General features: G+C 45.8%; 12 protein-coding genes. 2 read left to right on the top strand and 10 right to left on the bottom strand.

Going from position 1 to position 11,900, the window contains the following annotated elements:
* The first annotated feature begins 17 nt into the window (after positions 1–17).
* Positions 18–1,871, top strand: coding sequence for a Fe-S protein assembly chaperone HscA (gene hscA / locus PBAL39_RS01190; protein ID WP_008237383.1), 1,854 nt, complete (start codon positions 18–20; stop codon positions 1,869–1,871).
* Between the two features lie 35 nt (positions 1,872–1,906).
* Positions 1,907–2,797: a zinc dependent phospholipase C family protein gene (locus tag PBAL39_RS01195; protein WP_157273844.1), complete on the top strand. Its 891-nt coding sequence runs from the start codon at positions 1,907–1,909 to the stop codon at positions 2,795–2,797.
* Here the strand turns inward: PBAL39_RS01195 and PBAL39_RS01200 are convergent.
* The 10 genes from PBAL39_RS01200 to PBAL39_RS01245 all read right to left on the bottom strand — a co-directional run bounded on the left by PBAL39_RS01200 (position 2,754) and on the right by PBAL39_RS01245 (position 11,762).
* Complete coding sequence (locus tag PBAL39_RS01200) at positions 2,754–3,428, bottom strand: VTT domain-containing protein (RefSeq protein WP_008237385.1); 675 nt, start codon at positions 3,426–3,428, stop codon at positions 2,754–2,756. The genes PBAL39_RS01195 and PBAL39_RS01200 overlap by 44 nt on opposite strands.
* 75 nt (positions 3,429–3,503) lie before the next feature.
* The gene (locus PBAL39_RS01205; RefSeq protein ID WP_008237386.1) at positions 3,504–4,223 is read right to left on the bottom strand and encodes a DUF4397 domain-containing protein; all 720 of its coding nucleotides are present in this window, start codon (positions 4,221–4,223) and stop codon (positions 3,504–3,506) included.
* Positions 4,224–4,416: 193 nt separating this feature from the next.
* Positions 4,417–5,541 (bottom strand): DNA polymerase III subunit beta, encoded by a 1,125-nt coding sequence (gene dnaN / locus PBAL39_RS01210; protein WP_008237387.1) that lies wholly within the window; start codon positions 5,539–5,541, stop codon positions 4,417–4,419.
* A gap of 35 nt (positions 5,542–5,576) precedes the next feature.
* Entirely contained in the window at positions 5,577–7,256 is a 1,680-nt protein-coding gene (gene gldG / locus PBAL39_RS01215) for a gliding motility-associated ABC transporter substrate-binding protein GldG (RefSeq protein ID WP_008237388.1), read from the bottom strand.
* Positions 7,250–7,978 carry a gliding motility-associated ABC transporter permease subunit GldF gene (gene gldF, locus PBAL39_RS01220; protein ID WP_008237390.1) on the bottom strand — a complete coding sequence of 243 codons (729 nt, stop codon included), beginning with the start codon at positions 7,976–7,978 and terminating at the stop codon, positions 7,250–7,252. Before gldF ends, gldG begins: the two co-directional genes overlap by 7 nt.
* A 33-nt stretch (positions 7,979–8,011) precedes the next feature.
* Complete coding sequence (locus PBAL39_RS01225; protein WP_008237392.1) at positions 8,012–8,554, bottom strand: outer membrane beta-barrel protein; 543 nt, start codon at positions 8,552–8,554, stop codon at positions 8,012–8,014.
* Positions 8,555–8,890: 336 nt separating this feature from the next.
* The gene (locus PBAL39_RS01230; protein WP_008237393.1) at positions 8,891–9,346 is read right to left on the bottom strand and encodes an SRPBCC family protein; all 456 of its coding nucleotides are present in this window, start codon (positions 9,344–9,346) and stop codon (positions 8,891–8,893) included.
* A gap of 162 nt (positions 9,347–9,508) precedes the next feature.
* Positions 9,509–10,039, bottom strand: a complete 531-nt coding sequence (locus PBAL39_RS01235; RefSeq protein WP_008237397.1) for an outer membrane beta-barrel protein — start codon at positions 10,037–10,039, stop codon at positions 9,509–9,511.
* Positions 10,040–10,135: 96 nt separating this feature from the next.
* Entirely contained in the window at positions 10,136–10,843 is a 708-nt protein-coding gene (locus PBAL39_RS01240; protein WP_008237399.1) for an ATP-binding cassette domain-containing protein, read from the bottom strand.
* A 1-nt stretch (position 10,844) separates the two neighbouring features.
* Entirely contained in the window at positions 10,845–11,762 is a 918-nt protein-coding gene (locus PBAL39_RS01245; RefSeq protein WP_008237407.1) for a glycerophosphodiester phosphodiesterase family protein, read from the bottom strand.
* Positions 11,763–11,900 lie beyond the last annotated feature (138 nt).

The following is an 11,900-nucleotide window of genomic DNA, read 5'->3' on the forward strand; positions in this document are numbered from 1 at the left end:
CCTAAATTTGCAGGTCTATGGCAAAGATATCCATCAACCTAGCTACAGGTTCTTTACAACAGGAAGAAATTATTGTTGGCATCGACCTCGGCACCACCAATAGTCTGGTCGCCTTTATCAACCCGGACAAACTTCCCCAGGTCATTAACGACACCGGCAAAGGGCTACTCGTACCGTCCGTTGTGCACTTCAACGCACATGGAGACACGCTGGTAGGAAATGAGGCTAAAGAATTTTTAATCACAGATCCCGCAAACACCATATTTTCCGTCAAACGTCTGCTAGGCAGATCCTATAAGGACCTTGCAGCACATCAGGATACTTTCTCTTATAAAATCATTGATGATGAGAACGACACTCTGGTGAAGATCAAGGCGGGGGATAAATTTTACACCCCGATTGAGCTGTCTGCGGAAATCCTGAAGGAACTGAAAGGACGTGCAGAACATGCACTGAAAACGCCGGTAAACCGCGCGGTGATCACCGTCCCGGCATACTTTAACGACAGTCAGCGTCAGGCCACCAGGGATGCCGGAAAACTCGCCGGACTGGATGTGCTGCGTATCGTCAACGAGCCTACGGCAGCGAGTCTTGCCTATGGTATTGGGCTTGATCCAAATAAACAACAGACCATTGCCGTATACGACCTTGGCGGCGGAACTTTTGACGTCTCCATTCTTGCCATTCAGAATGGCATCTTTGAGGTATTGTCGACCAACGGAAACACCTTCCTCGGGGGCGATGATTTTGACCGCGCCATTGTACATTACTGGATTGATAAAAATAAACTGGACCAGTCCACCCTGGACGCAGCAACCATGCAGATGCTGAGGTTGAAAGCTGAAGAAGCGAAAAAGGCATTGACCACTCAGAACCTGTTCAATGAAAAGATTGGCGACATCTGGTGCAGCATCGATAAACAGACCTTTCAGGAGCTGATTGCGCCTAAGGTTGCCGAAACCATGAACTCCTGTAAACAGGCCCTGCAGGATGCCGGACTGACCATTGCTGACATTGATGAAGTGGTGCTTGTGGGTGGGTCCACCCGAACCCCTTATGTCAAGCAGGCGGTTACGGAATTTTTCGGACGCCCGGCGCATGATCAGATTAACCCGGATGAAGTTGTTGCCCTGGGCGCAGCCATCCAGGCTGACATCCTTGCCGGCAACCGTTCCGACATCCTGCTCCTTGACGTCACCCCCCTTTCTCTGGGCATTGAAACCATGGGCGGACTGATGGACGTGATCATCCCCAGAAATGCAAAGGTGCCGACTAAGGCGGGCCGGCAATATACCACCTCCCTTGATGGGCAGGTTAACATGAAGATTTCTGTATTTCAGGGAGAACGCGACCTGGTGCAGGAAAACCGCAAGCTGGCAGAGTTCGAGCTTAGGGGGATCCCTGCGATGCCGGCCGGACTGCCTAAGGTAGACATCAACTTCATGCTCAATGCTGATGGCATCCTGACTGTTCAGGCCATAGAACTCCGTTCGGGTGTAAAACAGGAAATTGACGTCAGACCAAGTTACGGACTAAGCGACGATACGGTGGAAAAGATGCTCATCGACAGCATTACCCATGCCAAGAGCGATGTGGAGCAGCGCATGCTGATTGAAGCGAGAAGTGAAGGCGAACAGCTCGTCTATACCGCTGAACGTTTTCTGGAGAAGCACGGTGTTTACCTCACTGAAACCGAAATTACGGAAACAAAGAAACACATCGAAGCGCTGAAAGCTGCACTGGCAACGGCCCAAAAGGACGAGATCCTCAAGATGGCAGATGAGCTGAATGAATTTACCCGCCCTTTTGCGGAACGGGTGATGGATGTTGCGGTTTCTTCAGCCATGAAAGGCAAAAGCATCGACAAATAACCATCCTTTAACCGGATATCCATAGTATTACAAAGATGAGACCTGTCTTAATCTTTGTAATACTTTTTTTATGTCCTTTTTGCGCCGGTAGCTGGGGCTTCTTCGCACATATGCGCATCAATGAGCTCGCTGTTTTTACGCTTCCTGAAGGGATGTATACATTTTACAAGCAGAACCGCAGGTACCTTAGGGATCATGCCGTAGACCCCGACAAAAGGCGCTATGCAGACACCTCAGAGGCGGCCAGACATTACCTGGATGTAGAGCATTATGAGGTTTGCATCGACAGCATCCCGAGAAAGTATCCTGATGCGGTAAAGAAATATGGATTAAAGAAAATGAATCAGTCGGGCATTCTTCCATGGCAGATCCAGCAGTCCTACTATAAACTGGTCCGCGCATTCCAGCAGCGGGATTCTGCGAAAATACTGATCTATTCTGCCTACCTCGGCCATTACCTTTCCGATGCGCAGGTGCCGCTGCACACCACGGCGAACCACGACGGACAGCTGAGCGGGCAACAGGGCATTCATGCATTCTGGGAGAGCAGGCTGCCGGAGCTTTTCTCTGAAGATTATAACTTCCTGCTGGGCAAGGCGCAATACATTTCCGATCCGCTGGAAGAAGCCTGGAAGATGGTCAGCAAAACACATTTGCTGGTCGACAGTGTCCTTCAGCTGGATTCAGTATTGAACAGCAGCTTTCCAATATACCGAAAGTACGGATACTCTAAAAGAAAGAACAAGGTAGTTAAGCAACATACGGAAGGTTATTCACGGCTCTACCATGATTCCATGAAACACATGGTAGAACGGCAGATGCGTGAAGCCATACGGAAAACCGGTGCTTACTGGTATTCCGCATGGGTAGATGCAGGTCAGCCTACACTGAAGGGGTTTCCTCTTCCGCCAGTTCCTTCGCCTTGAATTTGCTTTTTACTGCGGCAAAGATTACAGGCGCAAAGGTTACTACGGCAATCGTAATGATGACGATGGAGAAGTTGTCACGGACAACAGGAATCTGTCCGAGTAAAAAGCCCGCGAATAAAAGACTTCCAATCCAGCCCAAGCCGCCAAGGACATTGTAATAGGTAAACCTTCCAAATGGCATTTTCGCCACACCTGCCACAAAAGGGGCAATGGTCCTGAAGATGGGCAGGAAGCGGCTGAACATGATGGCCTTTCCGCCATGTTTTTCAAAAAACTGGTGGGATTTATTGTAATATTCGAGTTTGAGTATTTTGTTGCCTTCTTTGAATACTTTCATACCGAGGAAACTACCCAGCTTATAGTTGAGGCTATTCCCGAGAATGGCTGCCGCACTGAGCAGCGCAAACATCAGCCAGATCTCCAGACCGGTATTTCCCTTCGCAATCAGCGCACCAACGGCAAATAACATAGAGTCTCCGGGAAGAAAGGGGGTCACTACAAAGCCGGTTTCGGCAAAAATGATTAAGAAAAGTATCAGGTAGGTCCAGGTTTTGTAATCACTAACCAGCTTCACTAAAGCTTTATCGGTATGCAATATAAAATCTACAAGTTGCGAGAAAATGTCCAAAGTCTTTTAAGTTTAAGCCCAAAAATAAAAATATCGCAGCAATAACCGCGATATTTTTATTTTTAGATTGTCATTTTAGTTATGAACAATGGAATAACCCGTCAGCTCGGTTGCCGTAGTACCACTGTACCAGACGGTATAAGTTTTACCAGCGACAATACCTGGGTTAACATTAGGTGCAGTAACGACGCCCGCAGCTGTAGTGGCTGTAGCACTGAACTGAACTCCGGCATCTACCTCATAATATTTTGATACACCTCCAAAAGCTAATGCAGTCTCCAATGCGGAACCGCCAACCGTAGTAATCGCTATCGAACTAGTGGTTGTTGGAAGAAAGCTGTCAATGTTGATAAACCTGACTTTAGCCTTTCCAGCAGCAGGTGCACTGAGATCATCGTTAATACCGGTAGCTAAAACTTTGTTATCCTGTGTCCTATAGTAGAAAAAGGTAACAACATCTCCTATAGCAAGTGTACCAGCATCAGTAGCATTGCCGGTTGTAGAACCTTGATCTGCAAAAATAAAGTTATTGTAACCTGACGTAATCGTCACGTAGTCTGAAGCAAAACCGTAACTAACAGTCAGTGAATTCAATTGTTGGCCATTTACATAGAAATTTTGGGGGTTAGACCCTGGCACAGCATTCACATACCTTACTTTGGCCTCTCCGGTTGGCACAGGATCCGGTTCTTTCAGACAAGAACTTAACACGGCCGTTAATAACACCAATAAAACGACAGGCATCAACCTGAAGGCTGTCGTTCGTTTAAAAAGATCATTTGAAAATAGTTTCATTTTATTAAGGGGGATTATAGAATACTAAATTAAGGTATTATATTCTAAATCAGTAAATAAAGATGAATAACTCACAAAATTAAATTCCATTTACGAATAGATCCATCCAAGACATTACGATATATCTTCAACAAAAATGCCCCTAAGAAAGCACGAAACTCTTTAAGGGCATTGTTTATAGTGGGTTTTTATACTAGTTGTAATTGTTGAGCATCACCGGCATCACCAGCATCAGGACATTCTCATTTTCGTCATTGGTCTGAGGGATCAGGAGTCCCGCACGGTTAGGTGTAGACAATTCCAGGGTGACCTCTTCGCCACTCAGGTTGCTGAGCATCTCGATCAGGAAACGTGCATTGAAGCCGATCTCCAGGTCTTCACCTTCATACTGGCAGCTCAGACGTTCATGAGCCTCATTGGCGAAGTCAAGATCTTCAGAAGAGATGTTCAATTCACTTCCGTTGATTTTTAGACGCACCTGGTGAGTAGTTTTATTGGCAAAGATGACCACACGACGCAGGGTATTTAAAAACAACGCTCTGTCGATCACCAATTTATTAGGGTTATTCGCAGGAATTACCGCTTCATAATCCGGATAGCGCTCATCAATCAAACGGCATACGAGGTTGATGTTATCAAATTTAAAAAAGGCACTTGTGGCATTGTAATCTACGGAAACATTGACATCCGTAGAAGGCAGCGCTGCTTTTAAAAGCGTCAGTGCTTTTTTCGGAAGGATGAAAGATGAAGATTTATCCCCTTTGCTGTCCATTCTTCTGTACCTCACCAGCTTGTGTGCATCAGTAGCCACAAAGGTGATGTTTTGTTCTGAAAGCTGGCAGAATACACCAGTCATTGCCGGACGAAGTTCATCGTTACTTACCGCAAAGATGGTTTTGGTGATGGCTTCGGTCAATACAGAAGCAGGAAGGTTTACCGAAGAGGCATTTTCCACTACCGGGATTTTTGGAAAGTCATCCCCATTTTCACCACTCAGTTTGTATTTTCCATCACCGGCACTGATCTCGATGGAGAAAGAGCTATCGTCGATATTGAAAGATACTGGCTGATCAGGAAGGGTTTTTAAGGTGTCCAGTAATATTTTGGCCGGCACGGCTACTTTTCCTCCTTCTTTGGATTCTACAGCTAAAGAAGTGGTCATGCTGGTTTGTAAATCAGTAGCAGAGATGGTCAGACTTCCGTCTTTTATTTCAAAAAGGAAGTTTTCCAGTATTGGCAGAACGGTGCTGCTGCTTGACGCACCATTTACCGTTTGCAAATGTTTTAATAACGTTGATGTGGATACAATAAATCTCATAGTATGATCTAGTCAGTTCTCAAAAATATAAAAAATTACCTTGCATACTTGTGCCTGCGGTAATAATGTTGAAAAATCGCGAATGATATCAACAATAGCAGCGGGACGCCGCAATTAATTAGCTGCCATTGCATTTTTTCCACACGTAAACGTGCTTTATCCAACAACCTGATCTTAACCTCTTTATTCCTCAGCGCGATCAAATTATCGGAATTGGTAAGGTAATCGGCGATGTTAAGCAACAGTGCTTTGTTGCCATAGTTCCTCTGCGTATAACGGTCAAATCCCAGCGGGAAAACCGAGCCGTCTTTGCTGCTGATCTGATTTTTAAACACATCCCCATCACCGATCACCACCATCTTGCTGGCTTTGCCTTGTGCCGGCAGCGTGAAATTACTGTTAATGCCTGCAGGAATACCGCGGTTTAAAAATACCGATGGGAAGCTACCTTCAATCAGCACGCCTATCGCCTTTTCTGTACTCGCATAATCACGTGGATCGGGCTGTTCTGCAACCATCTGCAGCGAGAGGAGCTTTGGAGCGCTAAAGACCTTGTTGAAAGGGGAAGAGTGCAGGATGACTGTTTTTGTAAGTCCCCGGACCCCTATCGTGTCTACCGTACTCACAAACTCCCCACGGACGGCATCAATATTTTTGACCAGGTTATGTGCCGTATCCGGCATCAGCAATGGGTAATATACCCATGGCGCCATCTGGATCTGACCTTGTCCGGGGCCCGCCATGCTCAATGGGATTTCTGTACAGTTCGCATCGGCAACCAGGTCATAGTTGACTCTTGCCCCATACATGAAAAGCATATCATCGAGGTTCAGTTTTCTATTGAAGGCCAGCTGCTCACCAGAGCCCTTGAGGCTGTCGAGATCCGCCCCCACCTGGTCGATACACCAGACTACACGCCCGCCGTTCATGACAAAATAATTCAGCTTAAATTTTTGGGCTTCGGAAAACTCCCGCTGTGGCTTAGCGATCACAAGGAGTTTCAGTTTATCCAATCCAGAGGCATCAATATCATTCAGGTTTACCCGGCCCACCTCATAACTATCTGAGAGGCTGCTGATGGCATCACTCAGCTGTACATCAGAGAGTTCGCCATTGCCTTCCGTAAATCCGATGCGCGGATGTGAGTTACTCAGTACCTGCTGGATGGCCGCCGTAAATATATATTCCAGATTCTGGATGGAATTATTGATATTTTCTTCGTAACTGCCTGTAGCGCCCATATTCTGCAGGAGCTTGACCGGCAGCTGTCTCGTGCCCGCGCTGACCATGGCCATCGGAAAAACCATCTTCTGAGCGAAACCAGCGTCATTTTTAATGTTCAACGTGGTCGGCTCTATTCCAGCCTGATAAAGCTGGTTAATGATCGTGTCCTGTTCCCCGACAGAATGGCCCGAGATGGGGTCAGTAAAAATCACTTTCAGTTCTTTTCCAGAGTACGCTTTATAATCAGCAAGCAGGTCTTTTGTCGCATTTCTAAGTCTTTTGAATGCCGCAGGAAGGTCTCCCTCCAAAAAAACGGTAATGGTAATTGGCTGATCTGCCTTTGTCAGAATCTCTTTTGATTTAGCGCTTAGTGTAAAACGATGCTCTTTGGTAAAGTCAATCCTTGTGTACCAGTACTGGGCGGCCACATTCAGCAAAACCAGCATCAGCAAAAAGAGCAATATGCTCACATATTTTGAATATTTTACCATTTCCTGCCTCCGATCACCAATTTTGTTATGCCGAGGAAGACCGCGATGAAACTTATAAAATAAATAAGGTCTCTGGTATCCAGCACGCCTCTGCTGATGGATTGATAATGCTCATTGACGCTCAGCCCAAGAAATACCTGTTCCAGGTTTCTCCAGGCAAACACCTGGCTCATGGCATCAAAACCAGTATAGGTAATGAAACAGATGAAAACGGAGAGCGCAAAAGCAATGACCTGGTTTTTGGTGAATGAAGAGGCGCAGATGCCGACCGACAAAAATGCGGTTCCAAGCAGCAGAAGACCAAGATAGGAGCCTATTACAGCCCCGGTATCGACGTTTCCTACAGGAAAAGCAAGCCGGGATACAGAAATATAGTAGACGATGGTAGGAACCAATGCAAAAAGCACGACTACAAGGCATGCCAGGTACTTGGCAAAAATGATCTGCCAGTCTGTTAGCGGCCTTGTTGCCAGCAGAATGTATGTCCCTTCCCTCCTTTCTTCGGCAAAGGACCGCATGGTGATGGCGGGGATCATAAACATAAACAGGAATGGAGCAAGGCTGAAGAAACCTGTCAGCTCCGCGTAACCATATTCCAGGATGGAGGTATCAGGGAAAAACCATAATAACAATCCACAGGCCAGTAAGAAAACACCGATGGTGATGTAGGCCATCATGGAGTTGAGCAGACTGAATAATTCCCTTTTAAATACTGCGTACATTCATTTCAGTTAATGACGCCGAAGTTAGAAAAATTAAAAATTATATCCGGCCCTTAGTCCAATAAAAGAATGTGTGCCGCCACTTCTGGCCCAGTTTTCATAACGCACACCAAGCTCTACAGAACTGCTGCCATTTACAGGAAACATCAGTCCAGCACCGGGAACATAAACAAATGCTGTTCCCGTTCCATTGCCGTCGGCAGTAGAAATGGAGACTCCTGTCTCCGCTGCAGCATATATATTTTCGGCGATGAAGTATTTCAATCCAGCCTTGATCGGCACAAAACCCTCCCTGTATTTGATGTTCATCAACACGGCCTGTTTGCCATGGAACCGTAGGAAGCCCACATTTCCGGTGATGCTCAGCCGCTGGCTTAGGGGGTGCTGATAAAAAAGCGAGCCACCAATACCATAATTGGCTACGTCACCAAAACTACCTGTCGGGAATGCCACATCAACGCCCAGACCAATTTGAGGAGATGCCAGTGGAACGCCAGTCTGCGCATTTACTTTTCCCCCAAGGCCAGCCAATAGCACTACAAATCCAATAAGGAGCTTATTTAATCTCGAAATCATAGGGCGATATTAGAAATTTAAGTTCAGGAATGCAATATTGCGCTGCAGTTTCAACCTATCGAGTGGCGATCATCATGTCGATTCCAGGAAAAGCTATACCCTAAACGATGCGTATCACCGGTCCATGTTCGGTCAGGGTTCTGATACTGTTCTGGACACACACACATCAAAGAGAGACTAAAGAGAGACTAAACAGAGACCAAACAGAGACAAAAAGCGCGATGTGCCCCTCTTTGGTCTATCTTTTGTTTCTCTTTAGTCCGGTATTTATTATGCTGCTTTACGGTCAGTGCCAGAACAAAGGCTATGGACAGGCCGAACCTCGACCCCAAGGATCTACATGATCTTTAGTTCAGCTTCCAGTTTATCCATATTCTCTTCATTTTTATCTTCAACAAAAGGCCTGATCTTATTACACTCTTCTGCAGTTCTAAAAACCTGTCTGAAAACAACTTTGGTTGTGTCTGAATCGATTTCTTCAAACGTGACGATGACGTCAAAAAGGGGCTTAGAAATTCTTGTCCAGGCAATCAGGAAAGGTTCTTCGATTCTGGTAAACTCACATAAATTCTGATAGTTCCCTTTTTCGGGACCGTGCATGGTGAAGTCCCACCTGCCTCCTACCTTAAAGTCGAATTCAAAAAATGTATTGCTGAAACCGGCCGGCCCCCACCAGTTTTTCAAATGATCTGGGTCAGCCCAGGCCAGGTAAGCCTTCGGCCTTGCTGCATTGACAATCCTGGAAGTCACGATTTCGAGTTCAGGATGAATGGATGGGATCTCTTTTTCCATGTCTTATGATTTTATATAAAGTTACATATTGAATACTAATTCTTTCAGACAAAACAACATGACTGGAATCAGCTTCATTCTGAAACCTGTATCCAACAAAAAAAGGGCTGCTCATTGGAAAATGAACAGCCCTTTCTAAATTTTTAAAAAATATGGCGGATACTACAAACCGAAGTTATAAGCCAATCTCAGGCCAATGAAAGAGGAGGTATTGCTATCTGCAGACCAACCTTCATAACGCGCTCCCAATTCAACAGCTCCTTTGTCAGAAACGGGGAACTCAACACCTACACCAGGAGAATAAGCGAAAGCGGTCGATCCACCATCTTCAGTTGAAAACGCGGCACCAAGCTCACCATTTACAAAAATATTTTCAGCAAGAAAATATCTGGCACCTACTTTTACAGGGATTGCTCCGCTATTAACCTTTCCAATGATAGGAAGATCTTTACTTTGAAAATTAATATACCCTGCGCTCGCTGTCAGGTTCAGGCTTGGCGCAACCGGGTGTTGATACTGTAACGATCCACCATAACCTAAATTGTAGACATCACCGAAGTTTCCAACTGGAAAAGCGAATTCTGCACCGATACCTAACTTAGGGCCAGACATGGCTACATCTTTTGTTTGTGCTGAAGCACTTGAGAAAGCGAAAATTCCTGCTATTGCGGATAATAAAAAGATACGTTTCATTTTTTTTGGTTTTTGCTGTTTAACGGATAAAATATCCTGAACATCTTAAACAAAAAGTCAGCCAAACCTAAAAAGTGTTTAACAAAAAACTTATTATCAATTAGTTAAAATTCTAAAAATATTTTCCAGCGAATCACCATTGTGTTCATTTTTAAGATCAGTGATGGATGCATTGGCAACAATTTTTCCCTTATGGATGATGATGACATCATCACAAAGCGCTTCTACCTCCTGCATGATGTGTGTGGAAAGAACTACAGTTTTGTCTTTGCCCAGTTTCCTGATCAGTTCGCGGATGTCACTGAGCTGATTCGGATCAAGACCCGATGTAGGCTCATCAAGGATCAGCACTTTAGGATCGTGGATGATGGCCTGCGCAAGTCCTACCCTTTGTTTGTAGCCTTTCGACAACATGGAAATCTTTTTGTGCTGTTCCATGCCGAGGCCAACCAGGTCGATGGTCTGTATGACTTTCTGTTTGGGATCCTGGAGCTGGTAGGTATTGGCTACAAAAAGCAGGAATTCCTTCACATACATATCCGCATACAAGGGGGTATTTTCAGGCAGATAGCCCATGACCTTGCGCAGTTCCAGGCTTTGTGTCTGTGTATCAAAACCGCAGAGTGAGGCTGTTCCGGAGCTGGGTTTCAGGTATCCGGTGAGCATGCGCATGGTGGTCGATTTCCCCGCTCCGTTAGGCCCTAAAAAGCCAAGTATCCTACCTGGTCTGGCCTCGAAAGTGATGCCATCTACTGCATGCTGACTGCCATAATGTTTTGCGATGTGATCTACCTGGATACTCACGTTATTTCTTTTTTAGGTATGCTGAACTGAGATTTTTATCATTCCTGTAGCGATCCAGTTCGATACCAGCTTCAGGAATGCGGTCGGTCGACAACACGTCGGCACCACCGGCAAAGAGGTTATAATAAATATTTTTATCAGGATTGGCCGCTGCCCGTTTGTCGAGGTTGCCCATCGTTCCCAGGATACAGATAATGCCCAGTTGATGAAGCTGATCAAAAAGAGCCTTTCCGGGCTCCGAGATACCCACAAAGGCGACGATGCGTTTGTTTGGAACGCCCATCGTGTTTAGTCGTACTAAATCTTCCATACTGCCCACAGAGGCCGAAATCATGAGATCTGGAGCCAGGCGATGAACCTCCGCAGCCTGTGTCGCATTATAAGTAATGACGATGGAGTTGGCTTCCGCTTTTGTATCGCGAATGCAGTCGATCACCCGGTCAAAGGGAACTCCTTTTTTGATATCTATCGTGAACAAAACCTTATTTTTGCCCCAAAGGAGCACTTCATTTAAGGTAGGGATTTCGAAGGAAGTGAGCTTGCCCTCCCCATCCTTCAGGCGCAGCTGCTGCAGCTGCGAATACATTTTTGCGCCGACAGGTCCTCTGCCATTGGTGGTACGGTCCAGGAGGTCATCATGCATGGCTACCAGGATAGAGTCCTTACTGAGGGCAACATCAAACTCGATAATTACCGGCTGATAACGGGTAGCATTTTCAAAGGTGGCGATACAATTTTCAGGATATCCTTTCATTGGCCCACCACGATGTGCACTCAAGAGCGGGTATCCTCCCTCTTTGGGGTTCAGCAGCTGACGAAGCGCTGTAGTATCCTCCAGAACAAGGCAATGCAGTTCCTCGTTGCTGCAGGAAACAAAAAAAAACGTGAAGCCGATCAGCAGCCACTTCAATTGATTCATGTCCAAAAGTAAGCATTTTGGGCATAAAAGCACAGCAGGGAACAGGATTGAAAACTTAAGTTCTCAAAAAGGAATGGCCGGTTTCTAAAATACAAAGCAGCGGTTTCTTAAAAGATTACGAGAATAAATAATCATCTT

Origin of the sequence: Pedobacter sp. BAL39 (assembly GCF_000170795.1) — a bacterium.
In the GTDB taxonomy this organism is placed as follows: domain Bacteria; phylum Bacteroidota; class Bacteroidia; order Sphingobacteriales; family Sphingobacteriaceae; genus Pedobacter.

Excerpts from the sequence above, each read along its gene's own strand:
- gldG (WP_008237388.1), bottom strand. The coding sequence starts at position 7,256 with ATGGTAAAATATTCAAAATATGTGAGCATATTGCTCTTTTTGCTGATG.
- PBAL39_RS01230 (WP_008237393.1), bottom strand. The coding sequence starts at position 9,346 with ATGGAAAAAGAGATCCCATCCATTCATCCTGAACTCGAAATCGTGACT.
- hscA (WP_008237383.1), top strand. The coding sequence starts at position 18 with ATGGCAAAGATATCCATCAACCTAGCTACAGGTTCTTTACAACAGGAA.
- PBAL39_RS01195 (WP_157273844.1), top strand. The coding sequence starts at position 1,907 with ATGAGACCTGTCTTAATCTTTGTAATACTTTTTTTATGTCCTTTTTGC.
- PBAL39_RS01205 (WP_008237386.1), bottom strand. The coding sequence starts at position 4,223 with ATGAAACTATTTTCAAATGATCTTTTTAAACGAACGACAGCCTTCAGG.
- dnaN (WP_008237387.1), bottom strand. The coding sequence starts at position 5,541 with ATGAGATTTATTGTATCCACATCAACGTTATTAAAACATTTGCAAACG.
- PBAL39_RS01235 (WP_008237397.1), bottom strand. The coding sequence starts at position 10,039 with ATGAAACGTATCTTTTTATTATCCGCAATAGCAGGAATTTTCGCTTTC.
- PBAL39_RS01245 (WP_008237407.1), bottom strand. The coding sequence starts at position 11,762 with ATGAATCAATTGAAGTGGCTGCTGATCGGCTTCACGTTTTTTTTTGTT.
- gldF (WP_008237390.1), bottom strand. The coding sequence starts at position 7,978 with ATGTACGCAGTATTTAAAAGGGAATTATTCAGTCTGCTCAACTCCATG.
- PBAL39_RS01225 (WP_008237392.1), bottom strand. The coding sequence starts at position 8,554 with ATGATTTCGAGATTAAATAAGCTCCTTATTGGATTTGTAGTGCTATTG.